Annotated in this window: 26 protein-coding genes and 1 pseudogene; 9 read left to right on the top strand and 18 right to left on the bottom strand. The window is 73.5% G+C overall.

Annotated elements, in window-relative coordinates; genetic code table 11:
- Positions 1-41: 41 nt before the first annotated feature.
- Complete coding sequence (locus ACFYON_RS03115; protein WP_354865220.1) at positions 42-611, top strand: hypothetical protein; 570 nt, start codon at positions 42-44, stop codon at positions 609-611.
- A 6-nt stretch (positions 612-617) separates the two neighbouring features.
- On the opposite strand, the gene ACFYON_RS03110 is transcribed toward ACFYON_RS03115, so the two are convergent.
- A complete protein-coding gene (locus ACFYON_RS03110; RefSeq protein ID WP_354865218.1) occupies positions 618-1,772 on the bottom strand; it encodes a hypothetical protein in 1,155 nt (384 codons plus the stop codon).
- 289 nt (positions 1,773-2,061) lie between these two features.
- Between ACFYON_RS03110 and ACFYON_RS03105 the strand changes: the two genes are divergently transcribed.
- Together ACFYON_RS03105 and ACFYON_RS03100 are read left to right on the top strand one after the other, a co-directional pair.
- Positions 2,062-3,603: a gluconokinase gene (locus tag ACFYON_RS03105; RefSeq protein ID WP_354865216.1), complete on the top strand. Its 1,542-nt coding sequence runs from the start codon at positions 2,062-2,064 to the stop codon at positions 3,601-3,603.
- Between the two features lie 22 nt (positions 3,604-3,625).
- Positions 3,626-5,136, top strand: a pseudogene (locus tag ACFYON_RS03100) (SLC13 family permease).
- A gap of 7 nt (positions 5,137-5,143) precedes the next feature.
- On the opposite strand, the gene ACFYON_RS03095 reads toward ACFYON_RS03100, so the two are convergent.
- From ACFYON_RS03095 to ACFYON_RS03075, 5 genes are all read right to left on the bottom strand, one after another.
- On the bottom strand, positions 5,144-5,428 hold the full coding sequence (locus tag ACFYON_RS03095) for an antibiotic biosynthesis monooxygenase family protein (protein ID WP_354865214.1): 285 nt from the start codon (positions 5,426-5,428) through the stop codon (positions 5,144-5,146).
- Positions 5,429-5,454: 26 nt separating this feature from the next.
- On the bottom strand, positions 5,455-6,213 hold the full coding sequence (locus ACFYON_RS03090) for a MerR family transcriptional regulator (RefSeq protein ID WP_354865212.1): 759 nt from the start codon (positions 6,211-6,213) through the stop codon (positions 5,455-5,457).
- A gap of 108 nt (positions 6,214-6,321) precedes the next feature.
- Positions 6,322-6,954 (bottom strand): hypothetical protein, encoded by a 633-nt coding sequence (locus ACFYON_RS03085; protein ID WP_354865210.1) that lies wholly within the window; start codon positions 6,952-6,954, stop codon positions 6,322-6,324.
- A gap of 129 nt (positions 6,955-7,083) precedes the next feature.
- Positions 7,084-9,363 (bottom strand): putative bifunctional diguanylate cyclase/phosphodiesterase, encoded by a 2,280-nt coding sequence (locus ACFYON_RS03080; RefSeq protein ID WP_387320515.1) that lies wholly within the window; start codon positions 9,361-9,363, stop codon positions 7,084-7,086.
- A gap of 130 nt (positions 9,364-9,493) precedes the next feature.
- Positions 9,494-9,991 carry a helix-turn-helix domain-containing protein gene (locus ACFYON_RS03075; protein WP_354865208.1) on the bottom strand — a complete coding sequence of 166 codons (498 nt, stop codon included), beginning with the start codon at positions 9,989-9,991 and terminating at the stop codon, positions 9,494-9,496.
- 78 nt (positions 9,992-10,069) lie between these two features.
- On the opposite strand from ACFYON_RS03075, the gene ACFYON_RS03070 reads away from it, so the two are divergent.
- Entirely contained in the window at positions 10,070-11,023 is a 954-nt protein-coding gene (locus tag ACFYON_RS03070; protein WP_354865206.1) for a S41 family peptidase, read from the top strand.
- A 10-nt stretch (positions 11,024-11,033) separates the two neighbouring features.
- Here ACFYON_RS03070 and ACFYON_RS03065 read toward each other — a convergent pair whose 3' ends face one another.
- The 8 genes from ACFYON_RS03065 to ACFYON_RS03030 form a co-directional block, all read right to left on the bottom strand.
- Entirely contained in the window at positions 11,034-12,539 is a 1,506-nt protein-coding gene (locus ACFYON_RS03065) for a hypothetical protein (RefSeq protein WP_387320513.1), read from the bottom strand.
- Positions 12,536-13,606, bottom strand: coding sequence for a hypothetical protein (locus ACFYON_RS03060; protein ID WP_354865202.1), 1,071 nt, complete (start codon positions 13,604-13,606; stop codon positions 12,536-12,538). Before ACFYON_RS03060 ends, ACFYON_RS03065 begins: the two co-directional genes overlap by 4 nt.
- A gap of 49 nt (positions 13,607-13,655) precedes the next feature.
- Positions 13,656-13,823 (bottom strand): hypothetical protein, encoded by a 168-nt coding sequence (locus ACFYON_RS03055; protein ID WP_354865200.1) that lies wholly within the window; start codon positions 13,821-13,823, stop codon positions 13,656-13,658.
- Position 13,824: 1 nt separating this feature from the next.
- The gene (locus ACFYON_RS03050; protein ID WP_355096129.1) at positions 13,825-14,058 is read right to left on the bottom strand and encodes a zinc-ribbon domain-containing protein; all 234 of its coding nucleotides are present in this window, start codon (positions 14,056-14,058) and stop codon (positions 13,825-13,827) included.
- 85 nt (positions 14,059-14,143) lie between these two features.
- Positions 14,144-14,974, bottom strand: a complete 831-nt coding sequence (locus ACFYON_RS03045; RefSeq protein WP_355096131.1) for an SRPBCC family protein — start codon at positions 14,972-14,974, stop codon at positions 14,144-14,146.
- The gene (locus tag ACFYON_RS03040; RefSeq protein ID WP_387320511.1) at positions 14,967-15,527 is read right to left on the bottom strand and encodes a helix-turn-helix domain-containing protein; all 561 of its coding nucleotides are present in this window, start codon (positions 15,525-15,527) and stop codon (positions 14,967-14,969) included. The genes ACFYON_RS03045 and ACFYON_RS03040 overlap by 8 nt, the downstream gene beginning before the upstream one ends.
- Before the next feature lie 90 nt (positions 15,528-15,617).
- Positions 15,618-16,961, bottom strand: a complete 1,344-nt coding sequence (locus ACFYON_RS03035; protein WP_355096132.1) for a class I SAM-dependent methyltransferase — start codon at positions 16,959-16,961, stop codon at positions 15,618-15,620.
- Entirely contained in the window at positions 16,958-18,343 is a 1,386-nt protein-coding gene (locus tag ACFYON_RS03030) for an FAD-binding oxidoreductase (protein ID WP_355096134.1), read from the bottom strand. The genes ACFYON_RS03035 and ACFYON_RS03030 overlap by 4 nt, the downstream gene beginning before the upstream one ends.
- Positions 18,344-18,375: 32 nt before the next feature.
- On the opposite strand from ACFYON_RS03030, the gene ACFYON_RS03025 reads away from it, so the two are divergent.
- Genes ACFYON_RS03025 through ACFYON_RS03015 form a run of 3 tightly spaced genes read left to right on the top strand, consistent with a single transcriptional unit; the run spans position 18,376 to position 19,625 of the window.
- Entirely contained in the window at positions 18,376-18,543 is a 168-nt protein-coding gene (locus ACFYON_RS03025; protein WP_355096136.1) for a hypothetical protein, read from the top strand.
- A gap of 10 nt (positions 18,544-18,553) precedes the next feature.
- On the top strand, positions 18,554-18,838 hold the full coding sequence (locus tag ACFYON_RS03020) for a DUF427 domain-containing protein (RefSeq protein WP_354865186.1): 285 nt from the start codon (positions 18,554-18,556) through the stop codon (positions 18,836-18,838).
- 58 nt (positions 18,839-18,896) lie between these two features.
- The gene (locus ACFYON_RS03015; protein ID WP_357706617.1) at positions 18,897-19,625 is read left to right on the top strand and encodes an RICIN domain-containing protein; all 729 of its coding nucleotides are present in this window, start codon (positions 18,897-18,899) and stop codon (positions 19,623-19,625) included.
- A 4-nt stretch (positions 19,626-19,629) separates the two neighbouring features.
- On the opposite strand, the gene ACFYON_RS03010 is transcribed toward ACFYON_RS03015, so the two are convergent.
- Positions 19,630-20,925 carry an MFS transporter gene (locus ACFYON_RS03010; RefSeq protein ID WP_354865182.1) on the bottom strand — a complete coding sequence of 432 codons (1,296 nt, stop codon included), beginning with the start codon at positions 20,923-20,925 and terminating at the stop codon, positions 19,630-19,632.
- Between the two features lie 71 nt (positions 20,926-20,996).
- Between ACFYON_RS03010 and ACFYON_RS03005 the strand changes: the two genes are divergently transcribed.
- Positions 20,997-22,055 (top strand): helix-turn-helix domain-containing protein, encoded by a 1,059-nt coding sequence (locus ACFYON_RS03005; RefSeq protein ID WP_355095225.1) that lies wholly within the window; start codon positions 20,997-20,999, stop codon positions 22,053-22,055.
- Between the two features lie 15 nt (positions 22,056-22,070).
- Here ACFYON_RS03005 and ACFYON_RS03000 read toward each other — a convergent pair whose 3' ends face one another.
- Positions 22,071-22,565: a hypothetical protein gene (locus tag ACFYON_RS03000; RefSeq protein WP_387187301.1), complete on the bottom strand. Its 495-nt coding sequence runs from the start codon at positions 22,563-22,565 to the stop codon at positions 22,071-22,073.
- Between the two features lie 98 nt (positions 22,566-22,663).
- Positions 22,664-23,653: a zinc-binding dehydrogenase gene (locus ACFYON_RS02995; protein WP_357706614.1), complete on the bottom strand. Its 990-nt coding sequence runs from the start codon at positions 23,651-23,653 to the stop codon at positions 22,664-22,666.
- A 75-nt stretch (positions 23,654-23,728) separates the two neighbouring features.
- Between ACFYON_RS02995 and ACFYON_RS02990 the strand changes: the two genes are divergently transcribed.
- Positions 23,729-24,073 carry a metalloregulator ArsR/SmtB family transcription factor gene (locus tag ACFYON_RS02990; RefSeq protein ID WP_354865176.1) on the top strand — a complete coding sequence of 115 codons (345 nt, stop codon included), beginning with the start codon at positions 23,729-23,731 and terminating at the stop codon, positions 24,071-24,073.
- 99 nt (positions 24,074-24,172) lie between these two features.
- Here ACFYON_RS02990 and ACFYON_RS02985 read toward each other — a convergent pair whose 3' ends face one another.
- Complete coding sequence (locus tag ACFYON_RS02985) at positions 24,173-26,128, bottom strand: VWA domain-containing protein (RefSeq protein ID WP_387320509.1); 1,956 nt, start codon at positions 26,126-26,128, stop codon at positions 24,173-24,175.
- Position 26,129: the final 1 nt, after the last annotated feature.

The raw sequence follows: 26,129 nt of genomic DNA, 5'->3' as shown, positions 1-26,129 counted from the left end.
TCCCCGATGTCCCGCGCACGGACGCCCGGAACGCTGAGTCGATGAGCCTTCTCGATTCCCGCACCCGTCCGTACCAGTGGTTACGCCCGGTCGCCGTGGCGTCGGCGGTGCTGCTGCTCGGCTACGGTCTGCTGCGCCTGCTCGACCGGCTGGACGGACACAGCGACAAGGGCGCTTGGGCCTGGAACACCGGGCACACCCTGTTCCTGCTCGGCGTGCTCGGTCTCGCCGCGCTGATCGTCGGGCTGCGCGGCCTGCTGCGTACCCGCTCGTCGCGGTTGCGGACGCTCGACGACGTGGCCGCGCCGGCCGGCCTGGTCGGCGCCGCCGCCTTCGTCTGGGTGATCCTCGGCGACCTGTTCCCGAGCTTCGCCGACGCGGTACGCACCCCCGGCCTGGTGTTGTTCGGCGGGCCGCTGCTGTTCGAGGTGGGCCTGCTGGTGCTGCTGTACCGGGCGGCGGCGGCCCGGCTGCTGCCGGTGTGGGCGCCGGTGCTGGTGCTGGCCGGGTTCCTGGCGATCGCGGTGAACCTGAACCTGCTGCCTGTGGGCGCCGCGCTGGTGCTGGCCGGGGTGCTGCCGCTGCGCGTCACACCCCGCCCGGTGGCCTGACCCCGGTCACCGCCGGACGGTACGGCGGAAACCCTGGTGGCCGGCGCACACGTCGCGCTGGCCACCGGTGCGGCTGATCGAGCCGTCGCGGCACTGCACCAGCCAGCCACGATCCGACCAGAACCCGGGCACGCACTCGAACCAGTCGCACACCCCGGCCGCCGGCCGGCGGATCCGCTGGCCGCCGCAGAAGTCGTACCCGAAGGGGTTCGCCGGGGCGCCGCAGCGGCGCTCGACCGGCGGCTGCGGCGTGCCGCGCGGCGGCGCGGGACGGGCGCGCGACGGCTCAGGGCTGGGCGTGGGGCGGACCTGGACGGCGGGCGCGACGTGGGGCGGCGGTGTCGTGCCGGTGGCCGCCGGGGTCGCGGCGACGGCCCGCTCGGAGCCGGCCCGGGTCGGCGGGTTGGACTCGACGAGCATCGCCGGCACGATCAGCGCGAGCGCCGCGCCGACCGCCACCGTGCGCCGGCCCCCGGGCACCAGCGCGGTGATCCGGGCCTGGGCGGGAGTGAGCACGCCGGGACGTTCGGGCCGCGCCGCGGTGTGCTCCGCGATCAGCTCGTCCAGCTCGGCCACGACGGCGCCGCGCTGCTCGATCGCGTCGGCGAACGCCAGCGTGAGCGTGAACCGGAAGTCGGCCACCGCGCCGGTGGGCAGCAGCAACCCGGAGGTACGCCGCCGGTCCAGCACCTGGATCAGGGTGACCGGTGCGCCGGGGTCGTGGGACAGGCCGGTCATCCGGCCGTACGCCCAGTCCCGCCGGCCGCGTCCGCCGAGCAGCACCAGCCGCCGGTTGGTGAGCACGGCGAGCCCGGCGTCGACCACCTTGACGCCCTCGGGGCGGCGCGGGCGGAGCACCGGCGGGTCGGGGTCGACTGTCAGTTCGGGGGCGGGCAGCACGGCGGTGTGCCGTACCTCGACCAGTTGCGCGGCCGGCAGTGTCCAGAAGACCACCTCGCCGGGGGCCAGCTCCATCGGCAGGCCGACGCCCGCCTGGGCCGAGCCGTGGAAGGACACCGCGAGCGTACGCAGGCGGCGCAGCTCGTCGTCGCGGCGTCGCCACGCCTCGTCGGCCGCGCGGAAGGCCCGCTGCCGCCGCTCGTTCTGCCGGTGCGCCCACCGGTACCGCCATGTGGAACCCGTCGAATCAGTCTTCGCCACGCCGACTCCTCCGCCGCGCGAGCCCACCAACCGGGGTGTCATTCATGTCAACGATTCGGCAGGGGTACGAAGACACGCGAAAGTCGCTAATTAGACCGATCGGCTGATTGACCTCCACAATCGGCGGAATCTCCCACGTCTTCTCACGTTCCGTGCCGCCGCCTCCCAGCGCTCCCGTTCCGACATGCGGGGGCGTGGACGCGTCCGTAACATCAGCCGCGACAACGGGGAACATCAGCCGCGACAACGGGGCAGAACGCGCGGCCCCGGGCGGTGAGGAGGTGCACCGGTGGGCGACCCGGCCGTCGTGGTGGGCGTGGACATCGGCACCACCAGCTCCAAGGCGGTCGCGTTCGACGCCTCCGGCCGGCAACTGGCCAGCCACTCGATCGGCTACCCGCTGGAGGAGCCGAACCCCGGCTGGGCCGAACAGGACCCGGAACTCATCCACCAGGCCGTGCTGGGCGTGATCCGCGCGGTCGTCGACGAACTGGCCGTCCCGGTGGCCGGGCTGTCGTTCAGCACCGCCATGCACAGCCTGATCGGGCTGGACGCCGCCGGCAACCCGCTCACCCCGTCGATCACCTGGGCCGACTCCCGGGCCAGCGCGCAGGCCGAGCGGCTGCGCGCCGCGCCGTCCGGGCTCGCCCTGCACCGGCGTACCGGCACCCCGGTGCATCCGATGGCGCCGCTGCCCAAGCTGGTCTGGTTCGCCGAGCAGGACCCGAAGCTGCACGAGCGGGTCGCGCACTGGGTCGGCATCAAGGATCTCGTGCTGCGGCGGCTCACCGGCGCGCTCGTCACCGACCACTCGGTCGCCTCGGCCACCGGGCTGATGGACATCCACCGGCTGGCCTGGGACGCCGAGGCGCTACGCCTCGCCGGCATCACCGAGGAGCGGCTCCCCCGGCTCGTACCCACCACGCACGTGCTGCCCGGGCTCACCCCGGAGGCGGCGCGGGCCACCGGGCTGCCCGCGCACACCCCGCTGGTGGTGGGCGCCGGAGACGGGCCGCTGGCGAACCTCGGGCTCGGCGCGGTACGGCCCGGCGTGGTGGCCTGCTCGATCGGCACCAGCGGCGCGATGCGGGTGATGGTGGAACGCCCGAGCGTGGACCCGCTCGGCGGTGTGTTCTGCTACGCGCTCACCGAGGACCGCTGGGTGGTCGGCGGCGCCATAAACAACGGCGGGATCGTCCTCCAGTGGGCGAACGACGCGCTCGCCCCGGAACTGGGTGAGCACGCGGAGGAGGAACTGCTCGACCTGGCCGCCCAGGCGCCGGTCGGCTCCGGCGGGCTGATCATGCTGCCGTACCTGCTGAGCGAGCGGGCGCCGCACTGGAACGCGCTGCCCCGCGGCGCGTACGTCGGGCTGACCCACGGCCACGGCCGGCCGCACCTGGTCCGGGCCGCGCTGGAAGGCGTCTGCCAGCAGCTCGCCCTGGTCCTCGCCTCGGTGCGGGCGGCCGGCAACGAGGTACGCGAGATCCGCGCCAGCGGCGGCTTCGCCCGAAGTCCACTGTGGCGGCAGATCCTCGCCGACGCGCTCGGCATGCCGGTACGGTTCCCCGCCGGGCACGAGGGTTCCGGCTTCGGGGCCGCGCTGCTGGGCATGCAGGCCCTCGGGCTGATCTCCTCGATCGAGGTCGCCGCCGATCTGGTCCGGATCGAGGAGACGGTCCACCCGGAACCGGCCTCCGCCGCCACGTACGCCGCACTGCTCCCGCTCTTCTCCGAGTTGTACGACGCGCTCGTGCCCACGTTCACGTCCCTGCGGCGGATGGCGCCCAGCCTGCCGCCGGAACCGCCACCCACCGCACCTCCCCGCTGACCGACCGAAGGGCGTGATAGCCGTGGTCACACTGCTCGCCGCCCCCGCGGAACCGCTCACGAACGCCGGTGACACCCAACTCGTCCTCGCCGCCCTGCTCGGCATCGCGGCGGTGGTGCTGCTGATCGCCTGGGGCAAGGTGCATCCGTTCCTGGCGCTGATCCTCGGCGCGGCGGTGCTCGGCGTGGTCGCCGCCGTACCGGTCGACAAGATCGTGACGTCGTTCAGTGGCGGCGTGGGGTCCACTGTGGGGGTGTGGGCCTGCTCATCGCGCTCGGCGCGATGATCGGCGGTCTGCTGGCCGAGTCCGGCGGCGCGGACGGCATCGTGGAACGGGTGGTCGGCCGGGTCTCCGACACCGCGCTGCCCTGGGCGATGGCCGGAGTGGCAGCGCTCATCGGCCTGCCACTGTTCTTCGAGGTCGGCGTGGTGCTGCTGGTGCCGATCGTGCTGCTCGTGTCGTTGCGGGTGAACGTGCCGCTGATGAAGATCGGCATTCCCGCGCTCGCCGGCCTGTCGGTGCTGCACGGCCTGGTGCCGCCGCACCCCGGCCCGCTGGTGGCGATCGACGCGCTCGGCGCCAACCTCGGTCAGACGCTCGCCCTGGGCCTGCTGGTGGCGATTCCCACCGTGATCATCGCCGGGCCGGTCTTCGGCAACCTCATCGCCCGGTACGTGCCGGCCACCGCCCCGGCCGAGCTGCTGCCGACCCGGCGTGACGCCGCCGACGACCGCAGCCCGACCCGGCCCGGCGACGGACGGCTCGACGCCGACGGCGACCTGGTCACCGACGACGACCTGGCCAACCCGGGCGCCGGACGGCCCGGCGGCGCGATCGACGAGCCGGCCGGGAAGCGGTCGCGCCGCTCCCCGGCGCTCTGGGCTGCGGTGGTGACGGTGCTGCTGCCGGTGGCGCTGATGCTGCTGCGGGCGATCGGCGAGCTGACCCTCGACGAGGGCACCACCGGCCGCAAGGCGCTGGACATCGTCGGCACACCGATCATCGCCCTGCTGGCCGGCGTCATCTTCGCCATGGTCTTCCTGGGCTACCGGTCCGGCTTCAGCCGTACTCAGGTCTCCGGTTTCCTCGGCGGCTCGCTGCCGCCGATCGCCGGCATCCTGCTGATCGTCGCCGCCGGTGGCGGTTTCAAGCAGGTGCTGGTCGACGCCGGCGTGGGCGACCTGGTCGCGAACGCCGCCGACGGCGCGAACCTCTCGCCGCTGCTGCTCGGCTGGCTGGTAGCGGTCGGCATCCGGGTCGCCACCGGCTCGGCCACCGTCGCCACCATCACCGCCGCCGGCATCGTCGCGCCGCTGGCCGACACGCTCGCCGACCCCGAGGTGGCGCTGCTGGCGCTGGCCGTCGGCTGCGGGTCGCTGTTCTTCTCCCACGTCAACGACGCCGGCTTCTGGCTGGTGAAGGAGTACTTCGGGTTGACCGTCGGGCAGACCATCAAGAGCTGGTCGGTGATGGAGACCATCATCTCGGTGGTCGGCTTCCTCGGCGTCCTGCTGCTCGACGTCTTCGTCTAGCGATGCCTCACGAAGCCTCGACGCCGGAGATGCGGAACTTGTGCACCTCGGCGCCGAGGACCTCCGTCACCTGATCGTCCTCCGGGCCGGAGCCCCGGAACGCCAGCAACTGCTCGTCGGACTCCCACCGTTCGTAGACGTTGATCCGGCCCGGCTCGACGAGGTCGGCGCTGACCGCGAAGTCGACGCAGCCGGGCGCGGCACGGGCCGCGCGGACGGCGGCCTCGCAGGACGCCAGGTAGGCGTCCCGCCGGGCCGGATCGACGTAGAGGGTGCCGGCGACGATGAACATGCCGGCCATCCTGCCACGGCTCCCGGTCAGGACCGGGTGATCGCGTTCGCGTGGATGGCCTCGTTCAGGTACGCGGCCATCCCGGGCCGCAGCGTCTCGAAGTACTCGGTGAACCGCGGGTCCGCCGCGTACATGTCGGCCAGGCCGGTGTGGATCTCGTACGAGCAGTCGTACCACCACTTGGTGATGAGCTGCCGGTGCTCCTCGGCCAGCGCCATCGCCTCCGGGCCGTCAGCGGGCGCGCGCGAGTCCATGAGCGCGACGAACCGCCGCCCCCAGTCCTCGTTCTCCGCCTTGTTGCGCAGCCAGTCCTCCTTCGAGTAGCGGCCCGCGCGCTCCTGCGACTGCCGGTACGCCTCGGTGTCGCCCCAGCGCTGCTCCGCCTCCTCGGCGTGCTCGTCCGGGTCGAAGTCACCGAACACCTCGAACCGCTCCTCCGGCGTCAACTGGATCCCCAACGTTCTCGCCTCCATCGCGTGTTCGATCGCCGCGACCATCTCCTGGAGCTTCCCGATCCGCCCGGACAGCAGCTCGTGCTGCCGGCGCAGGTGCGCCACCGGGTCGGCGTCCGGATCGTCCAGGATCTCGGCGATCTCCTCCAGTGGGAACCCCAGCTCGCGGTAGTACCGGACGAGCTGCAACCGGTCCAGGTCGGCCTCGTCGTAGCGGCGGTAGCCCGCCGGCGTGCGCCCGCTGGGCCGTAGCAGCCCGATCTCGTCGTAGTGGTGCAGCGTCCGGACCGTCACCCGGGCCGCCCGCGCCACCTGACCCACCGTGTACGCCATGGTTCCCTCCCTTCCACGACCAAGACTCCCGCCTCCCGCGACGTGAGGGTCAAGCCGGACAGCACGACGCCCCCGACCAGGATCGGCCGGGGGCGTCGTCGGTGCGGGTCAGCTGGTGACCTTCTCCTTCTCCGGGGCGGCGAAGGTCGCGTTCTTCGGGGTGCGGAAGGCGTGCACCAGACCGGCGGCCGAGAGCAGCAGGAGCAGGCCGGCGCCGAGGTACATGGCCAGGGCGCCCTGCTCGGCCTTGCGGCCGAACTCGCTGAAACCGTACGAGGTGAGCAGCAGGCCACGCAGCGTCTCGCCCTTGAACACGGTCTCCCGCTGTGCGCTCACCTCGGCGAGCTGCTTCTGCAGGTCGGCCAGGTTGGCGGCGTTGCTCTGCTCGGCCTGGGCCACCTGCTCACGCAGCGCGGTCTGCGGCTCGCCCAGGTCGGCGTAGGTCTTGCCACCGGCCATGTTCTGCAGGTGCAGGCCGATGTACTCGTTGGCGTAGCACTCGGCCTGCTTGCCGGTGGTCATCTTCTGGCCGGCGTACTCGCGCAGGCAGTCCGACTTCTTCTCCTCGTCGGACAGCTTGTCGGCCGGGGTGAAGCTGATGTGCTGCGCGCCGAGCTGGTCGCGTACGTAGTCGTTGGCGAAGTTGGCGTTCGTCGTCAGGACGACGCCGACGACGAGCAGCAGGACCGCCAAGCCGATTCCACCGATGCTGAACAGCAGGTCGAGCGTCCGTCGCTTCATATCAAACTCCCGTGTGGAGACGTCTTCGTCTGGCTAACGAGAAATATCATGACCTTGCGGCACCGCAGGTGGGCAGGGTCGAATCCCCTGTCCTGTCCGGGACCTTCGGCCCCTGTCGACCCGGGCCGGTCAGCGCCCGGCGCCGGCTCCGGACAACGCGGGAAGCAGGTCCGGCAGCGCGGCCGGACGGCCGTACCGCCAGCCCTGGCCCTGCCGGCAGCCGATCGCGGTGACGGCCGCGTGCTGCGCGACCGTCTCCACGCCCTCGGCCACCACGGCCAGGTCGAACGCGCCGGCCAGCCGGTTCACCATCTCCACGGTGGCGTACGCGCGGGCGTCCCCGGCGTCCAGCCGGGACACGAACGACCTGTCGATCTTCAGCTCGGTGGCCGGGATGCGGTGCAGATAACTCAGCGAGGAGTATCCGGTGCCGAAGTCGTCGATGGCGATGCGGATGCCCAGGTCGCGCAGCTGGGACAGCCGGTCCAGCACCGACTCGCTGCCCTCGATCAGGGCGGACTCGGTCAGTTCCAGGGTGAGGGCGCGCGGCGGCAGGCCGGCGGCGCCGACCGCACCGGTGACGGTGGCGATCAGGTCGGGCCGGCACAGGTGGGCGGCGGCGATGTTCACCGCGACCGTCACGTCCGGCGCGTGCTCGCGCCAGGTGGCCGCGGCCCGGCACGCCTCGTGGATGACCCACCTGTCGATGGCCACGATCAGCCCGGTCTCCTCGGCCAGCGGCAGGAACCGCGCCGGGGGCAGCACACCCAGCCGGGGGTGCCGCCAGCGCACCAGCGCCTCGGCGCTGCGTATCGTGCCGGTGTCCAGGTCGACGATGGGCTGGAACTCCATCAGCAACTGGCCCTCGTCGACCGCGCGACGCAGGTCGGCGATCAGTTCGGCCCGGCTGACCGCCGACTCGCGCAACTCCGGCGTGCACGTGCGGTACGCAGCCTTGCCCGCCGCCTTCGCCGCGTACATGGCGATGTCGGCGTCGCGGAGCAGGTCGGTGTGCGAGGTGTGCTGCGGCCCGTACTCGGCGATGCCGATGCTCGCCGACGGGTGGGCGCCGAGATCCTCCTCGCCGGGCAGCGGTTCCAGGGCGACCAGAAGCCGGACCGCGAGCCGCTCGGGTGACACCTGGCGTTCCCCGGCCACCAGCACGGCGAACTCGTCGCCGCCGAGCCGGGCGATCATGCCGTCCGCGCCGACCGCGCCCCGCATGCGCTCCGCGGTGGCGGTCAGCAGCCGGTCCCCGGCGGCGTGCCCGAACCTGTCGTTCACCTGCTTGAAGCCGTCCAGGTCGAGCAGCACCACGGCGACCGGACCGCCCGCGCGCAACGCCCGCCGCAGCCGCCGGACGAACGTCAGCCGGTTGGGCAGGCCGGTGAGCTGGTCGGAGTACGCGAGCCGGCGCAGCCGGCCGACCAGCCGCAGGTTCTCGTTCGCGGCCAGCCCCTGGCGCAGCGCCAGCACGCCGAGCAGGGCCATCATGCCGAGGAAGACCACCTGCGGGGTCTGCCCGCTGGGCTGCCGAGACAGCAGGACCGCGACGATCGCGCCGCCCACCGGCAGGTACGGCAGCGCGACCCGCCACCACGGCGGCAGCGGCGAGTCGACCAGGTCGTCCTCGCCGTCCTCGTCGTATGGAGGCGGATAGCGGGTGGCCAGGCCGACCAGCAGGTAGCTCAGCGGCCAGCACACGTCGACCGGGTGACCCGGCGTGTAGTCGCCGCGCGCGACGAGCGAGACGTAGACGGCGTCCGCGCCGGACCGGATCGCCAGGCCCGCCCCGATCACGGTGAGCGCCCGCCACATCGGCCGGCCCGGACCGGCGACCGCCACCAGGATGGTGAGCTGCATCAGGTCGAACATCGGGTAGAGCAGCCCGAACGTCCGCATCGGGTCGGCCAGCGCGGCGTCGGTGATCTGGTGGAACACCACCACCCAGCCGATCGGGATGAGGGCCAGCCCGACGATCACCCCGTCGAGCAGGGTGCGGGCCCGGCCGATCAGGCTGCGCGGGCCGGTGCGGGAGCAGAGCAGCGCGCCGGTGCCGGTGACGATGCCGGCGGCGAACAGGCCCGCCACCAGGGGCGTGTGGGGCAGGCCGAGCCCGCCGAGCCGTTCCACGGTCCACACCGCACGGCCGAGCGCGGCGAGGGCCATGGTGGCGGCGAGCAGTTCCCAGAACCGGCGCAACACGGCCGGCTGTCGTCGCGCCGCGCCGGCGCAGAGCACCGCCGCCCAGCTTGACACCGCCATCGCGCCGAGGTCGCTCACCAGTGCCGCGCCGGGCAGCCGGGCGGCCAGCCAGGCCATCTCGCCGAGTACGACGACAGCGGCCGCGACGAGTCCGACACGGCCGACGAGCGGATGACGGGCCGGCGCCGCGGCGGCGAGGCTCACGTCGTGCTGGGATACAACGATGCGCTCCGGCTCTCTTCCAGACGTGCACCCTCGGGCGACGAGGACCGGACGACGGACGGCGCAAGCCTAGCCAGCGCCGGGGACGGCCGCCAGAGTCGACGACTGTCGGTCAGCGGACCGCGGGCGGGTGCCGGTAGAGGGAGACCAGGACGCCGTAGCGTGCCTGTCCCGGTGGTGCCTCCTCCGTCTCACCCACCAGTCCGTCCAGGGTGGACCGCAGGCGCGCGGCCTGGGCCGGGGTGAGCCGCAGGTGCCGCAGGTGCACGAGCGGGTCGGGGTCACCGGCGAGTTCCTCGGCGTACGCGCCCAGCAGTGCCGCCGTGGCGCCCGCGTCGGTGTCGGTACCGACGAGCCGGCGGAACGTGCGTTCGTGGTAGCGCTCGGTGCCGCCCCGGACCTGGCGGCTGTGCGCCGGGCGGACCATGCCCGCCTCGGTCAGCACCGCGAGGTGGTGGGCCACCGTGCCCTTCGCCGCGCCGAGACGGGCGGCGAGCTGGCTGAGCGTGGTGGGGCCGGCTCCGAGCGCGAACAGCAGCCGGTGCCGGAACGGGTGGGCCAGCGCCTTGAACTGGGCCGGCTCGCGGATCTCCAGCGGATCGTCGGTCACCGTCAAAGCGTCTAGTTTTCTTGACGCTTTTGTCAACCGGCTGCTCTACTTCTCACCTATCGCGAGAACGGGGAACCGATGGATCCAGAAGACGTCACCACCGTCGTCGAGCGTGCCGCCCGCCTGGTCGCCGACGAGTACGTCATTCCGGACGTCGCCGACCGGGTCGCCGGCCGCCTGCGCGAGCGACTGCGCGCCGGGGCGTACGCCATGGCCGGCGATCCCGCCACGCTCGGCGCGCTCGTCACCGCCGACCTCCAGTCGGCGAACGGCGACCTGCACCTGCGGCTCAAGCACCACGAGCAGCCGCTGTCCGACAAGGCGGACGACCCGGCCGGGGAGCAGTTCGCGCGCCTCTCCGCGCTCGGCATGGGCGGTGTGACCCGGGTGCAACGGCTGCCCGGCAACGTCGGGCTGCTGGAGATCCAGCCGTACGTGTTCCCGCCCGACCTGGCCGGCGACGCGCTGACCGCCGCGCTGCGGCTGCTCGCCGGCACCGACGCGCTCCTGCTCGACCTGCGGGGCACCGAGGGCGGCAGCCCGGACGGAGTGGCGCTGCTCTGCGGCTGGTTCTTCGCCGAGCCGACGCATCTGCACACCATGCACGAGCGCTCCGGCACCACCCGCCAGTTCTGGAGCGCCGCCTGGCTGCCGGTCCCCCGGTACGCCCCGGACAAGCCGGTCCACGTGCTCACCGGTCCGGCCACGTTCTCCGGCGGCGAGGAGCTGGCGTACGACCTTCAGCAGTTCGGCCGCGCCACAGTGGTCGGCGAGCCGACCCGGGGCGGCGCGCATCCCCGCATCGGGCACCGGCTGCACCCGCACCTGGAACTGACGGTGCCGGTGGCCCGGCCCGTGCACGCGGCGAGCGGCACGAACTGGGAGGGCTGCGGCGTCACCCCGGACGTGGAGACCCCGGCCGGCCGGGCGCACGACGTCGCGTACCGCAGGAGCCTGGAGGCGCTGCTGGCGGCGGACCCGGACCGGCCGACGGCGGACGAGGCGCGGACGGCTCTCGCCGCCCTGGGCTGAGCCGCGCGGGTCAGGACCAGTCCTCCGCCGGGGCCAGGTCCTGCGGCGCGGCGGCCGTGCCGGGCGGCCCGCCGTGCGTCCACGGCGTCTCCTCGGGCGCCGGGAACGCGCCGCCCGGCAGGAAGCCGTCGGACAGGCTGGTCAGGCAGAGCCGCTCGCCCACCTCCGGGACGCTGCCGGGCGGCGCGGTCAGCCCCCGGCCCATCCCGCCGGACAGTTCCAGCACCACCTCGGTCTTGCCGTCGCCACCGGGCGTCACGAACACGATCTTCGCCTTCTGCGCCGGGCGGGCCGGGGAGTACAGCGTCGCGCCCACCGGCATCGGCACCGGCTCGGTGGTGACCACCTGGATGCGGGGGCGCAGCACCGGCCGCCTGCCGGAGTCGTCCACCCGCGCCGGGTCGGCGAGCGTCACCTCGCCGACGAACGCCTCCCCGGACAGCCGGTGCTCGGCCATCACCAGCGGATCGTCGTAGGCGCGTTGCACCGCCCAGGCGGTCGACGCGCGTTCCAGTCGCTGCAACCGCAGCGCCGCCGCCACCGCGCCGTCACGGCGCGGCTGCGGGCCGCCCCCGGCGTCGACGTGCTCGGCGTGCGCGGTGAACGCGTCCCGGTCACCGGCCCACCGGCCGGTCACCCGGGCGCCGGCCGGCAGCGCCCGCAACAGCCCGACGCCGCGCCACATCAGCTCCCAGGTGGGCGCCAGCTGGTCGCGCAGCAGGCCGGCAAGCTCGTCGTACGCTGCCGCGCGGGCCGCCGGGTCGTCCTCGGCCCGGGTGTACGCCTCGATCGCCGGGGCCAGTCTGCGGTTGTCGAAGTCCGGGTCGGTGGCCGGACCGGCCGGCGGGCAGCAGGCCGGGTCCTCGGCGCGGGCCGCCGCCTCGGCGCCGGTCAGCCCGTCCGGCGGGTCGAGCCAGCCGAGCACCGCCGGCAGGTGCAGGTCCTCCACGGTGCTCTGCCCGGTCGCCCAGTGCAGCGTGAGCGCGTCCGTGAGCGCCAGCAGCGCCGACGAGCCGGGCTGCTCGGCGCGCTCGGCGAAGAACGTCAGCCAGCGGCCGAGCAGCGGCACCGACTGGTGCACCGGATAGTCGCCGTCGGTACGGCGGAACCGGGTGGAACGCCCGAACAGCCGCAGGAACGTGATCCCGGCCGGGTTCGGCACCAGCAGTTGCGGCGCGTCGGCGTAGCGGTGGCGGACGTCGCGGCCCCGGTCGACCGGCACCGCCTCGGTCAGGTCGCGGAACTCGTCCAGGTAGGGCAGCACGATCGCGGCCAGCTCGGCGGCGAACGCGAACCGCTGGTCCCGGTTGCGCGGCTGCGGCACCACCAGCAGCCGGGCCTCGTCGGGTGCGGCGCCGACCATCGCAGCGAGCGGGGCGTTCGCCTCACCGGCCAGCGCGAGCGGCACCAGCACCAGCGGCCGCTCGGACAGGTGCAGGTGGCGGACGGTGGCCACCGGCTGGGCCCGCCCGGTGGCGACCGCCTGCGCCCGGGCGAGCGCGCGAAGCGTACTCATGTGGGGTGTCCGGCGAGGGCGTCGGCGCGCAGGCGCGCGGCGGCCCGCAGCAGGGCGGCGGCCTCCGCCTGCTCCGGCTCGGGAGCGGCGACGCCCTCGGCGAGCGCCAGCACGTCGGCGACCTCTTCGACGCCGCCCAGCGCCTCGCGGACCGGCCGGCCCAGCGCGCCGGTCTGCCCGCGCGCCTCGTGCCGGCAGAAGTACGCCAGCTCGCAGGCGGCCAGGCAGTCGGGTGCGTAGCGCGCGGGCACCTGGTGCAGCGCGGCGGCGAGCGTGGCCGGATCGGCCGCCGGGTCCACTGTGAACCCGGCCGGTACGGCGGCGAGCAGCTCCTCGACCCCTGCCATCCGGGCCAGTTGGCGGCGCAGCACCAGCAGTTGCCGGCGCACGTCGAGCAGGCTGGCCACCGGCTTGTTGGCGAAATCGCGCGGGCAGACCAGCACCACCTCGTGCGACACCAGCTCCGGGTCGCGTCCCTCGGCGGCGAGCAGTTCGCGCAGCGCCAGCACATAGACGGCGGACTGGATCGCGGCGGCGGCGACCTTGCCCGGGTCGGCCTGCCCGTCGATCACCGGGAACGACTTGATCTCCACGACGTGGAACCGGCCGGCCAGCCGGGCGGCGACCAGGTCCGGTTCCAGGTGCACCCGGGTGCCGGCCACGTCCAGGCCGAGCAGCGGATGGTCGAACAGCGCCGGACCGTCCCCGCTCGCGGTCAGTGCCGCCCGGGACCGCTCCGGCCGGTCGTCGTCGGCGCCGAGGTCGGTCCAGGTCGCCTCGGCCGGGACCGGTACGCCGAGGCGCTCCGCGACCAGGCGCAGCAACAGTGCTCCACCGTCGGCCTTGACCTGCGCCTCGAACGCGTTGCCCCGGGTGATCGCGAAGCGCGACTGCCCGAAGCGGGCCGGGAAGCCGAGCCGCTCGGCGAGCGCCGGCTTGTCCGCGCCGGCGCTGTCCAGCACCGCGCGGCGGGTGCAGCCGGGGTTGCCGGTCAGCGCGGCGATGGTACGGGCGTTGTGCCGCCGGGGCGGCCCACCACCCCGGATCTGCGCCAGCCGCTCCTCCACCCGATGAAGTGTAGGGACGGGCCCCTTGCCGGCACCGGGAGCCACCCGGTCAGCGGCCGGCGGAGCGGTTCCAGGGCGAGCGGGGCGACTGCGCGCCCGCCACCGGACGACGCCGGCGGCGGTGCCGGCGACCGGGGGTGCAGGGCGGACGCGCGGCGGTGTGCACCGGCGGGGTGACCGGCTGCCGGCCGATCAGCCAGCAGAGGAAACGGGTCACGTCAGCCGACCGGGAGGCGCTGGGCCTCGGCGCGGGAGATGTCGTACTCGGCGCCGCAGAACGTGCACTGCTGCGCGTACCGGGTGCGCACCGGGATCAGCGGCACGAAGAAGAGACTGAACTTGGTGGACCGGCGCGTGATCACCTGGGCGGCCTGATTGCCGCAGTTGCGGCAGACCGCGGTGACGACGCCGGACCGGACGACCTTGGTACGCAGCCCGAAGATGAAGAACATCGTCGCGCATTACCCAGCCGGGGTCCGTGTTAAAAGGGGGCCCCTCCTCTACCGGAGACGTGGAGAAGGGGCCTTCCTCACACCCTCAGGGGAGCCAGACCGGCTGCCAGTCCGGCACCTCGTGGAAGCGGCGCAGCTCGGCCCATCCGGCCATGTTGCCGCTCCAGGCCGCGTACGGCGGGTTGCCCTCGTCGAAGCCGGACTGCACGAACGTCAGCTTCGTCCTGCCGTCGGACTCCGCCAGCTCCCAGGAGGTCACGCCGACCGGTCCCCAGTCGATGGACAGCGCCCGCCCGGGCGTCACGTCGAACACCTTCGCGGCGTCACCGGCCTCGAGGCCGCCCATCGCGTACCGGCCGCCCTCCCAGGGCTCGACACCGACCGGGTAGCCGAACCAGGCGGTGACCTGCTCGGAGTCGGTGAGCGACGTCCACACCTTGTCCAGCGGAGCGTCGATGACCATCTCGCCGCGCAGGTCGGCGGAGGTGAAGTCGGTACGCGGCAGCAGCGGTCGCCCCTCAAGGTGGTCGTTGAGGTTGGCGATCGCCAGCGCCCAGTACGTCTGGAGCACGCCCCGGATGCTGCTGCCGCTCATCGCCTCCGCGTAGTCGAAGTGGCTCTGCCGCAGCGTGAGTATGGTGCCGTCGCCGTCGGGCTCCAGCTCGAACTCGGTGGTGGTCTCCACCCCGTCGAGCGTCCACGCGAAGCGCAGCGTCCGGTCGTCGACGTGCAGCAGCCGCTGGTGTGGCGCATCGCCCTCGGGTGTGTAGCGGCCCCAGAACTCGTACCGCCGGGGCAGCTCGACCTCGGCGTGCTCGGCCAGCCAGACGCGCAGCTCGGCGGGGTCGGTCAGGGCCCGGCGGACGGTCGCCACTCCGGCGGCGAGGCGGGCCCGGATGGTCATCGGCTCAGTCATGCGTGTCGCCTTTCGGGTAGCAGGCCACGGCGAGCTTGAAGGCGTCTCCCTCGGCGCCGCCGTAGCGCGTGAACAGGTCCCGCAGCGTCGTCTGCAGGTCGTGCAGGAACTCCTGCCGCCGCTCGGCGGGCACCCGGATCTCGCCGGAGACGCCGATGGACGGCAGTTCGGGGGCGGTGCGGTCGAGCGCGGCGATGTCGGCCTGGACCTCTTCCATGAGGTCGAGCAGGTAGCCCAGGCTCAGCTCGTCGCGGGCGCGGCGGTTGCCGCCGATGCGGCCGACCAGGCGGAGCGAGAGCCAGTACGACCGGGCGGCGGCCTGGTAGATGCCCTCGGTGATGCCGCGCACCTGCCGCTGGGCCACCTGCTCGGCCAGCCCGGCCGCGACGAGTTGCTTGACGTGGTAGTAGACGCGCTGCGGCGTCTGCTCCAGCCGGGCTGCGACCTCGGTGCAGGTGCGGGGCTCGGCCAGTTGCCGCAGCACTTCGATGCGCTGTGGCTTGAGCAGGATCTCGGCCTGCTCGCGCTGTTCCAGGTACAGGACGTCTCTCATGGCAAAATCAGTTTGTACGTACAAAACTTCCTTGTCAATGACTCCGACGAAAGGCCGCGCCGTCCGCGCGGCCTTTCGTCGTACCTCGTGTCAGGGCGTCCAGTCCGGACGCAGCGGGTACCCGTTCACCCCATCCGGGCCGTTGTGCGTGGCCAGCACGTGGTGCAACTGGATGCCGTTGCGCTCGAACGCCAGCCGGGAGCCGGCCAGGTAGAGCCCCCACACCTTGGCGGTGCCCGGCCCCACCTCGCCGACGCAGAAGTCCCAGTGCTCGACCAGGTTCCGGCACCAGCCGGCGAGCGTCAGCGCGTAGTGCTGCCGCAGGTTCTCCTCGTGGTGCACCTCGAACCCGGCGTCGTGGATCTCGCTGATCAGCCGGCCCGGGCCGGCCAGCTCGCCGTCCGGGAAGACGTACCTGTCGATGAACGCGCCGGAACGGTGCGGCGCCCGGTTGTCGGCCCGGGTGATGCAGTGGTTGAGCAGCCGCCCGCCCGGCTTGAGCCGGGCGCGCAGCGCGCCGAAGTAGGCCGGGTAGTTGCGCACCCCGATGTGCTCGGTCAGCCCGATCGAGGAGATCGCGTCGAACTGCTCGCGCGGCGCGTCCCGGTAGTCCAGGTGACGCACCTCGGCCAGCTCGCTCAGCCCCTCCCGCTCGATCGCCGCCCGCGCCCAGTCGGCCTGCGCCTTCGACAGCGTCACGCCGAGCGCCTTGACGCCGTACTCGCGGGCCGCGTGCCGGACCATGGCGCCCCAGCCGCAGCCGACGTCCAGCAGCCGCATCCCCGGCTTGAGCGCCAGCTTGCCGGCGACCAGGTCGTACTTGGCCCGCTGCGCCTCTTCGAGGGTGTCGCCGGGGCTGCGGTAGACCGCGCAGGTGTACGTCATCGACGGCCCGAGCACCTTCTCGTAGAAGGCGTTCGACACGTCGTAGTGGTGGGAGATCACGCTGCTGTCCCGGGTACGCGAGTGGCGCAGGCCGGTCATCAGCCGCCGCCAGCGCGGCGCCGCCTCCTGCGGCGGGGGCGGCGGCGGGCGCAGCCGTTCCCAGCCCAGCCCTCGGACCAGCGCGAGCGCCTCGCTCATCGCCGGGATCCGCAGCGGCACCTCGTCCTTGAGCACCCGTAGCGCCTCGTACGGGTCGCCCGGGTGCACCCCCTCCAGCCCCAGGTAGCCGCTGACGTAGGCCCGGGCCATGCCCAGGTCGCCCGGCGCGGTGAGCAGGTAGGACAGGCCCCGCTCGGTGCGGATCGCCAGGGTGATCCCGGCGTCGGCCGGGCCCACCGCGCTGCCGTCGTAGCCGGTGACCCGGACGGGCAGGTCGCCGGTGGTGACCGCGCGGACCACGTCCGCGACTGTGGGTCCGGTACGCCGCCCACCCGCCGGCGGGCCGGCGGGGGCGCTCGCCGCCCCCGGTGTTCGGTCGGTCAGACTCATGCTCGGGATACCGCCTTCTCGTACAGTCCGGTGAGTCGGTGGTCCGGGTCGTAGCGGTCCTTCACGGCACGCCAGGTGTCCCCGCCGTAGAGCCGGTCGAACTCGCCCCGGTCGTAGTACGCGTCGGAGTAGAGCGACTTGTGGCCGCCCAACTCCGACACCATGCCCTCGATCTGGCGGTTGACGTCGCCGTCGGCGGCGCCCGCCGCGATGGGGACGCTTCCCCAGAAACCGATGTTCACATACGTTTCGCCCGGTTGGAGCGGATATAGCGGCCACGCCTTCGCCGACCCGGGGCCGGACGGGTCGCGCAGCCGCAGCGGGCACAGCCACACCGGCGTCATGCCCACGTTCGCCGCGAACCAGCGCAGGAACTCGGGTGTGTGGTCCAGCGGGACCTCCACGTCCTGCACCACCCGTTCGCGCGCCGGGCGCCCCCGCCACCTGTCGACCCGGGCGGCCACCTGGTGCCGGTGCTCCAACCGGACGAGCCGGTGGTAGACGTCACTGCGCCGGTAGCGCCGCGGCCACAGCCGCCGCACCACCGGGTGCTGCACCCCGAAAGCCGCCGAGCACCAGAACCAGTCGGTGTCCCAGCGCCAGAGATAGTCGTACGCGGTGAGCGTGTCCCGGGTGCGCCGGCGCAGGGAGCGGTAGTAAATCTCCTGGCCGGTGTAGTCGGACGGCGCACCCTCGGCCTCGTCGGTGAACGCGCCCAGCACGAGGTACGCCTCGCCGGGGCTGAACACCACCCCGTCCATGGCGTCGACCGGCTCACCGCCCCACGCGCCCTTGGCGACCACCTCGCCGATCGCGTCGACCAGCTCCTCCAGCCGGGTGAACCGGATGTTGCGCAGCGCCACGTGCCGGCGGATCGGTTGCAGCTCGATGCGCAGCCGGGTGGCGTAGCCGAGGCTGCCCAGCGAGTTGGGGAAGGCGCGGTGCAGGTCGGCGTGCTCGCCCCGGGGCCGAGTCGTGACGATCTCCCCCGCGCCGGTGAGCACGTCCATCTCCAGCACCGACTCGTGCGGCAGGCCATTGCGGAAGGAGGTGGACTCGATGCCCAGGCCGGTCACCGCGCCGCCCAGCGTGATGGTGCGCAACTGCGGCACGACGAGCGGCATCAGGCCGTGCGGCAGCGTCGCCTCGACCAGATCCTCGTACGTGCACATGCCCTGCACGTCGGCCGTGCGGGCCGCCGGGTCCACGGCGAGCACACCGGTCAGGCCGCTCACGTCGAGCCCTGGCGTCTGCGGCGCGGAGCGGGGCCGGAACAGATTCGAGGTCTGCTTGGCCAGCCGTACAGGCTCCCCGGCGGGCACCGCGGCGTAGGAGCGCCGTAGCGTGTCCACCGCCCGTTCATGATCACGGACAGCGTGCATGAGATCACCTTACGCGAGGGGTACGACAATTCGTGGGATGTCCACGGTGGTCACCGGGTACGCGCGGCACCATCACGCCGTTCGGCTCCACCACCGCCGGGCCGGTCGTCGCCGACGCCGCGCTGGCCGCGACTGTCGCCGACGTGACCGACGAGGAGCCCGCGCGCGCAGCGGTGGCCGGCGCGCGGCGACCGGCATAGCGTGGAGGACATGCCGAAAGCCGTCTGGAACGACCTCGTCGTCGCCGAGAGCGACGACACGGTGCTGGTCGAGGGCAACCACTACTTCCCCCGTACCGCGCTGCGCGAGGATCTGATCCGAGAGTCCGACACCCACACGGTCTGCCCGTGGAAGGGCACGGCCTCCTACTACACGCTGGAACACGGCGGGGCCACCAGCCCGGACGCCGTCTGGTACTACCCCGATCCCAAGCCGGAGGCGGAGATGGTCCGCGACCGGGTGGCGTTCTGGAAGGACGTCCGGGTCGTCGACTGAGTCACCGTGCCGCCGGGGCGACTGGCACCCGGCGGCCCTGGTGGGTCACTATGCCCCCATGGCCGACCCGCACTCCGACCCGTCCGGCACCGTCTACGGCGCCCGCCGCGCCCGTGGTGTCCGTGGCGTCCGGCTGCCCCAGGACCCGCTGATGCGGATCGCGCTGGGCGTCGGTGTGGCGGGCGTACTCCTCGGGGCCTTCTTCGCCACCGGCGTGCTCGGCGGCGGCAGCGGCGACCGGCCGGTGGTGCCGGCGGCGGCAGTGCCCACAGCGGAGCCGAGCGAGCCGAGCGCGGCACCGACGGCGGAGCCCACGCCCACACCGTCGTCGCCCTCGCCGAGCGCGGCACCGACCACCCCGGCCGCGCCGGTGGCCACGCCCAAGGTGCTGCGGGGCGTGCCGTCCGGGCGCTGCCTCGGCGTGACAGGTGACGAGGCCGAGGGCGCGCAGGCCGCGCTCGCCGACTGCACCGGCGGTCCGGAGCAGCAGTGGGTGGTCACGCCGGTCACGAACGACGCCTACCTGCTCGTCAACGCGGCGAGCAGCAAGTGCCTGGACGTCAACGAGGCGAGCACCGACGACGGCGCCGACATCCAGCAGTGGTCCTGCAACGGGCAGGCCAACCAGCAGTGGCGGTTGCAGCCGGCCGGGAACGGCGCGGCGCTGCTGGTCGCCGTGCACAGCGGCAAGTGCGCGCAGGTCGACGACGCGGGCACCGAGGCCGGCCGCGAGCTGGAGCAGGCGCCGTGCAGCGGCGCCGCCGAGCAGCAGTGGACGGCCGGCTGACCGGTCAGCCCCGGTAACTCCAGGCCCGCCGGGCCGGCACCGGCAGCGTGGGCGTCGGCTCCCCGGCGGCACGGCGGTGCAGCAGCAGCGACAGCCCGGCCGCGCCGATCGAGAGCGCGCCCGCCACGTACCAGGCCGCCGCGTAGTCGCCGAGCCGGTCCCGGACCAGGCCCGCGCCGGTGGCCGCGAGCGCGGCGCCGAACTGGTGCGCGGCGAACACCCAGCCGAACACCACGGCGCCGGACGCGCCGAACCACTCCCGGCACAGCGCCACGGTCGGCGGGACGGTCGCCACCCAGTCCAGCCCGTAGAAGACGATGAAGACCAGCATGCTCGGCCGGGCCGAGCCGGCGAACAGGCTCGGCAGCACCAGCAACGACGCCCCGCGCAACGCGTAGTAGGCGCCGAGCAGCAGCCGGGCGTCGACCCGGTCGGTGAGCCAGCCGGAGGCGATCGAGCCGGCGATGTCGAAGAGCCCGACCACGGCGAGCAGCCCGGCGGCGGTGGTCTCCGGCATGCCGTGGTCGTGCGCGGCCGGCACGAAGTGCGTACCGACCAGGCCGTTCGTGGTCGCCCCGCAGATCGCGAACCCGCCGGCGAGCAGCCAGAACGCCCGCGTCCGCGCGGCGGCGGCGAGCGCGCCGACGGCCCGCGCCGCCGCACCGCCCTCCGGCCGGGCCGGCGGCACGACCTCGGTCGCGCCATAGGCAGGCCGCCCCAGGTCCGCCGGATGCTCCCGCAACAACCACACCACAAGGGGTACGACCGCCAGCGCGGCCCCGGCCACGACGAGTGCCGCCGTGCGCCAGCCGTGGTCGCGAACCAGCACCGCCAGCAGCGGGAGGAAGACGAGCTGCCCGGCCGCACCGCCGGCGGTGAGCACACCCGTCACCAGGCCCCGGCGCCTGACGAACCAGCGCCCGGTCACCGTCGCCACGAACGCCAGCGCCATCGAGCCGGTGCCCAGCCCGACGAGCACGCCCCAGCAGAGCATGAGCTGCCAGCTCTCGGTCATCCCCACGGTCAGGCCGCTCCCGGCGGCCACCAGCAGCAGCGCACCGGCCACCACCCGGCGGATGCCGAACCGGTCCATCAGCGCGGCGGCGAACGGCGCGGTGAGGCCGTACAGGAGCAGGTTGACCGAGACGGCGGCGGAGATGGTCGCCAGCGGCCAGCCGAACTCGGCGTGCAGCGGATGCAGCAACACGCCGGGAGTGGCGCGGAAACCGGCCGCCCCGACGAGCGCCACGAAGGCGACGGCGGCGACGAGCCAGGCCGGGTGCAGGCGGGATCGGGTCACCAATCGAGTCTCGGGCCGGGCGGTTCCGCGGGACGAGTGGCCGGAAGGCCATCGTGCGCAATGATCGGGCCATGTCCGTACCGCACCGGATCGCCGTCCTCGCCCTCGACGGCGTGGTGGCGCTCGACCTCGGCACCCCGGCCCAGGTCTTCGGCGCCGCCCGCGCCGACGACAGCGCCCCGCTCTACGCGGTGGCGACCTGCACCCCGGGCGGGTTGCCGGTACGCAGCAGCGCCGGCTTCCAGGTCCTCCCCGACCACGGCCTTGAGCTGCTGGACAGCGCCGGCACCGTGATCGTCCCCGGCGTACACGGCGGTCCGTCGATGCTCGGCGGCACCGTTGCCGCCGAGGTGGCCGACGCGCTGCGGGCCGCGTACGACCGGGGCGCGCGCATCATGTCCATCTGCACCGGCGCGTTCGTGCTCGCCGCCGCCGGCCTGCTCGACGGCCGACCGGCCACCACGCACTGGGCGCACGCGTCACGCTTCCGCCGCCTGCACCCCGGCGTACGGCTCGACCCCGACGTGCTCTTCGTCGACGACGGCCGCGTGCTCACCTCGGCCGGCGTGGCCGCCGGCATCGACCTGTGCCTGCACGTCGTCCGCACCGACCACGGCAGCGCGGTGGCCAACCGGGCGGCCCGCCGCTGCGTGGTGCCGCCGTGGCGCGACGGCGGGCAGGCCCAGTACATCGAGCGGCCGGTCCCCCGCGGCACCGACAACGGCACCGCCGCGACCCGCGAGTGGGCCCGGCAGCGGCTGCACGAGCCGGTGGCGCTGCGCGAGATGGCGGCGCACGCGCGGATGAGCGTCCGCACGTTCACCCGGCACTTCCGTTCCGAGACCGGCCTCAGCCCTGCGCAGTGGCTGCTCCAGCAGCGCACCGAGCACGCCCGGGTGCTGCTGGAGACGACTGATCTCAGCGTCGACCGGATCGCCCGGGACGCGGGATTCGGCACCACCGCAGCGCTGCGCCAGCACTTTCACGCCCGGGTCGGCGTATCCCCCACCGCCTACCGCCGCACGTTCCGCCCGTCTTCCGCACCGCCTTCGCCCGCTTCCGACGATCGTGGAGTTGTGGCGCCTGGAGGGCCGGACGCGCCGGAGTTGTCCACTGCCACAACCGCATGATCGGCGGCCCGGTGGTCAGGCGAGGTGGGGCTGGCGACGCAGGGCGCGGAGCTGGGTGAGGTGCAGCGGCAGGTGCACGCGGAGGTGCAGGTCCAGCACTCTGCCCCACGGCAGCGAGTCGTCCACGTCCAGATCGAAGCCCTCGCGCAGCACCGTGTCCACAGGAGTCTCCGCCGCCGGGCCGAGCCGTTCGGCCAACGCGCACAGCTTCTGGCTCGTGGCCCGGAACAGCGCGGCCAGGCCGTCCAGCCCGCCGCACTCGGAGACCAGCGCGTCCAGCTGCGGCCGGTGAACGGTGTCCAGGTCGTAGTAGGCGAACGGCGAGCCGGCCAGCACCGCCTCGGTCGCCTCGCTCATCAGCTCGTCGTTGGCGGCGAGGTGCGCCACGATCTGCTCCGCGCTCAGATCCCCCTCCGGGGGAGGCCCGAACCCACCCGCGTCGATCTCCGCGAACAACTCGTCGTACGCCTGCCGCAGCGCAGGGGCGTCCACCTCGTCCATGCCCCGCATCCAACCCTCGCCGACACCGCGAGCACCCCGCCTACCACGGCTGGTTCACCCGGACGCGTGAAGGCCGGCACCCCGTTTTGATCAACACGCCGAAAGGGTCATCCCTGAAGGTGAGCGACGTACTTGCCGTCGCCGCGGCCCTCGGCGAGCAACTGGTGGACCGCGGGCACGTCCGCGAGCGAGCCGACCTCGGTTATCGCGATGTCCAGTCGGCCTTCGGCGAGCAGGTCAAGGACCCTGCGCAGGCCGGCGGCGGCGCGGTGCGGCGTCGTCGCCCACAGGCGGCTGATGCTGAAGCCGCCGATGGCGAGATTGCCGCCGATCAGCCGTCCGGCCGGTGGCAGCGCAGCCTGGTCCCCGCCGCCCGCGTTGCCGAACAGGACGAGCCGGCCGCCGGAAGCGGTGACTCCCAGATCAGTCTCGATCATGGCGGTACCCAACGGATCGAGCACGATGTCCACCCCGTCGCCCCCGGTCGCTGCCCGCACCGCCCTGGTCAGGTCCACACTCCGCGCCACCGCCACGTCATATCCGCGCTTGAGCGCCGAGGCGACCTTGTCGGGGCGGCCCACGGTGCCGATGCGCAGCCCTCCGCCGAGCGCCGGCACCAGCTGGGCGACGGCGCTTCCGACGCCTCCGCTGGCCGAATGCACCAGCACGGTGTCGCCCGGACGGAACCGGGCGGCGTCCTTCAGGAGGAGCAGCGCGGTCGTGAGCATGAGCGGGGCCGCCGCCGCAGCCGGCGACGAGACCTGGTCGGGCACCGGCACCACGAACTCGGCCCGCACCAGCGCCACGTCGGCGAGACCACCCCCCGCGGTGAACGCGGCCACCCGCTGACCCGCGGCGAGGCCCGTGACATCGGGACCGATCTCCCGGACCGCCCCGGACACCTCCAGGCCCGGCGCGTACGGCCAGGCGCCGACATAGCCGGCATCACCGCGGCGGGCCATCACGTCGAGGAAGTTGATCCCGGCATACGCCACGTCGATCGTCACCTCACCCGGCCCCGGCCGGGGCTCCTCGATCTCGCGCACCTCCGTACGGTCGACCCCTCGCGACGGCCCGATCATCACCAACGTGCGCATGGCAGCTCCTTCGACGTTCGTCGTATGACGAAGACCGTACTAGTTGTACGATGATTGTCGAATGAAAGGGGTGAGATGCCGAGATCGCAGCGCCGCCGCCCGACGCTCGTCCATCCGGAGCCGAACGAGTTCGACCTGCTGGACATCCTGCACGCACTGTCCGACCCGACCCGGATGACGATCGTGCAGACATTGCGCGCCACACCCGAGCGCGCCTGCGGCACCTTCCCCGTGGACGTCGCGCCCTCCACGCTCACCCACCACTTCCGGGTACTACGCGAGGCCGGAGTCATCCGCCAACGGGAGGACGGCAACCGCCGGTGGACCGCGCTGCGTGGCGAAGACCTTGAAACCCGCTTTCCCAGCCTCCTGGACGCGATCGTGACCGCCTACGAAAGCGGGCTCACGCCGCCCCGATGAGCGCAGTCAGAAGCAGCGAGACATTCACACCGTGTGCGCTCCGGCAATCGCGCACCAGCTCGTTACGTGTTCCAGTGAGGTCGGCGGCCTGCTACTGGGTCAGTGGCGGCCGTGGCGGGCGCGTAGGTAGTCGGAGACGACGTACTCGCCCAGGTCGTCCAGGTCCGGGGTGAACATCCGGCCACCCGAACGTCGCGCCACCGCGTCCACGAACCGGCGCAGTCCCGGGTCGTCACCCAGCATGAACAGGTTGAGCGTCGCGCCGTACCGGGTCAGCCGGTCCACCTCCCGGATCGTCGCCGAGATGGTCTCCGGCAGCGGCGGCCAGTGGAAGTACGCCTCACCGTCCTCCGGGTCCAGGTGCGCTGTGGGCTCGCCGTCGGTGACCACCAGCACCACCGGCTCGGCGCCCGGGTGGCGGCGCAGGTGCCGGCCGGCGATCCGCAGCGCGTGCTGGAGGTTGGTGCCCTGCTGCATGTCCGGTTCCACCGCCGCCAGCTCCTGCTGGGTCAGCGGCATCGCCTCCCGGCCGAAGCCGACGATCTGCAGCGCGTCCTGCGGGAACCGGGTCGCCATCAGGTGCGACAGGGCCAGCGCGGTCTGCTTCATCGGACCCCAGCGGCCCTGCGAGATCATCGAGTACGACAGGTCGACGCAGAGCACCACCGCCGCCGACGCCCGCCGTTCGGTCTCCACCACCTCGAAGTCCTCGACCGCGAGCGGCACCGGCACTCCGGGGCCGGCCCGTCGTACCGCGCGGGTGAGCGTGCGCACCACGTCCAACGGTTGCTCGTCCCCGTACTCCCAGGGGCGGGAGGACCCGCTGACCTCGCCTGCCGCACCGGCGGTGCGGAGGTCGTGCTGGCCGCGCGGGCCGGCGGTCAGGTCGGAGAAGACGCGCCGCAACGCGGTGCTCGCGAGCCGGCGCAGCGCCTTGGGGCTGAGTGTCAGCCCGTCCGCGTCGCGGGTGACCCAGCCCTGACGGCGCAGTTCGCGTTCCAGTTCCCGCAACCGGCGTACGTCGTCGGCGGCGTCGCGGCCCAGCGTGCGGGCGACCGCCTCCACGTCGATCTCGTCGAGCGTGGCGCCGGCCTGGTCCTGGTCGAGGGAGTCCAGCAGCTCGTCGAGTTCGGCGATCTCGTCGAGCGCGCCGGTGGCCTCGCCGTAGCCGAGCGGCTGGTCGCCGCGGACCCGCTCACCGCGCTGCCAGTTCAGGTCCGGCCGCAGCGACCGGAGGTGGGCGTCGAGTTGGGACAGCTCGCCGGACAGCCGGTCACCGAGCGACTGGCGCATCAGCCCGGCGAGTTCCTCGCGCTGCCGGTCCGACAGCGACCGCATCAGCCGCTCACCGGCCGCCGCCCGCCGGGCCAGCACGTCGATCAGCTCGTCGACGTCCCCGGGTCGTTCCGGGAAGAACTCGCCGTGCCGGCGCATGAACTCGGCGAACGCGTCGGTGGTGTCCTCGGAGCGGGCGTGCCGGGCGAGCAGGTCGTTGAGGTCGCGCATCATCTCGGCGAGCTGCCGCTGGACAGCCGGGTCGGCGGCGGCCCGCGCGGCGTCGCGCATCCCGGCGAAGCGCTGCTCCAGCACGTCGTCGCGCAACCCGTCGAGGATCCGCTGGTACGTCTGCCGCGCCTCGGCACTCGCCCAGTCGTACTCGGAGAGTGCCGACACCGCGCGGGCGGTGGAGCGGGGCAGGTTGTCGAGCATGGCCTCGGCGAACCGGGCGTCGTCGCCGTCGCGGCCGCGCAGCTCGTCGCGTTCGGCGGCGAGCGCCTGGTCGAGCAGGGCCCGGGCCCGGGTGACGGCGCCGTCCAGGTCGCCTCGGCGCAGCGCCTCCCGGCGCAGGCGGCGGGCGCGGGCGGCCAGGTCGTCCAGCCCGCCGCGCCCCTGAGGGCCGCGCCGCAGCAGCTCGCGCAGCGACTCGCGCAGGCTGCCGCCGGCCAGCACGTCCGAGCCGACCGCGTCCACCGCGGAGCGCACGTCGTACGGCGGGGCGAGCGGGTCGGGTCCGCCGCGCCACTGCCCGTACCGGAAGCGGTTCCCGCCGGCCACA

Origin of the sequence: Micromonospora sp. NPDC005686 (assembly GCF_042871665.1) — a bacterium.
Classification (GTDB): domain Bacteria; phylum Actinomycetota; class Actinomycetes; order Mycobacteriales; family Micromonosporaceae; genus Micromonospora.
This window is presented reverse-complemented; position numbering and strand designations above follow the sequence as displayed.

Excerpts from the sequence above, each read along its gene's own strand:
- ACFYON_RS03030 (WP_355096134.1), bottom strand. The coding sequence starts at position 18,343 with ATGCACGCTGTCCGTGATCATGAACGGGCGGTGGACACGCTACGGCGC.
- ACFYON_RS03085 (WP_354865210.1), bottom strand. The coding sequence starts at position 6,954 with ATGAAGCGACGGACGCTCGACCTGCTGTTCAGCATCGGTGGAATCGGC.
- ACFYON_RS03095 (WP_354865214.1), bottom strand. The coding sequence starts at position 5,428 with ATGTTCATCGTCGCCGGCACCCTCTACGTCGATCCGGCCCGGCGGGAC.
- ACFYON_RS03065 (WP_387320513.1), bottom strand. The coding sequence starts at position 12,539 with ATGAGTACGCTTCGCGCGCTCGCCCGGGCGCAGGCGGTCGCCACCGGG.
- ACFYON_RS03040 (WP_387320511.1), bottom strand. The coding sequence starts at position 15,527 with ATGAGAGACGTCCTGTACCTGGAACAGCGCGAGCAGGCCGAGATCCTG.
- ACFYON_RS02995 (WP_357706614.1), bottom strand. The coding sequence starts at position 23,653 with ATGCGCACGTTGGTGATGATCGGGCCGTCGCGAGGGGTCGACCGTACG.
- ACFYON_RS03035 (WP_355096132.1), bottom strand. The coding sequence starts at position 16,961 with ATGAGTCTGACCGACCGAACACCGGGGGCGGCGAGCGCCCCCGCCGGC.
- ACFYON_RS03090 (WP_354865212.1), bottom strand. The coding sequence starts at position 6,213 with ATGGCGTACACGGTGGGTCAGGTGGCGCGGGCGGCCCGGGTGACGGTC.
- ACFYON_RS03050 (WP_355096129.1), bottom strand. The coding sequence starts at position 14,058 with ATGTTCTTCATCTTCGGGCTGCGTACCAAGGTCGTCCGGTCCGGCGTC.
- ACFYON_RS02990 (WP_354865176.1), top strand. The coding sequence starts at position 23,729 with ATGCCGAGATCGCAGCGCCGCCGCCCGACGCTCGTCCATCCGGAGCCG.
- ACFYON_RS03015 (WP_357706617.1), top strand. The coding sequence starts at position 18,897 with ATGGCCGACCCGCACTCCGACCCGTCCGGCACCGTCTACGGCGCCCGC.
- ACFYON_RS03115 (WP_354865220.1), top strand. The coding sequence starts at position 42 with ATGAGCCTTCTCGATTCCCGCACCCGTCCGTACCAGTGGTTACGCCCG.
- ACFYON_RS03070 (WP_354865206.1), top strand. The coding sequence starts at position 10,070 with ATGGATCCAGAAGACGTCACCACCGTCGTCGAGCGTGCCGCCCGCCTG.
- ACFYON_RS03020 (WP_354865186.1), top strand. The coding sequence starts at position 18,554 with ATGCCGAAAGCCGTCTGGAACGACCTCGTCGTCGCCGAGAGCGACGAC.
- ACFYON_RS03005 (WP_355095225.1), top strand. The coding sequence starts at position 20,997 with ATGTCCGTACCGCACCGGATCGCCGTCCTCGCCCTCGACGGCGTGGTG.
- ACFYON_RS03045 (WP_355096131.1), bottom strand. The coding sequence starts at position 14,974 with ATGACTGAGCCGATGACCATCCGGGCCCGCCTCGCCGCCGGAGTGGCG.
- ACFYON_RS03000 (WP_387187301.1), bottom strand. The coding sequence starts at position 22,565 with ATGCGGGGCATGGACGAGGTGGACGCCCCTGCGCTGCGGCAGGCGTAC.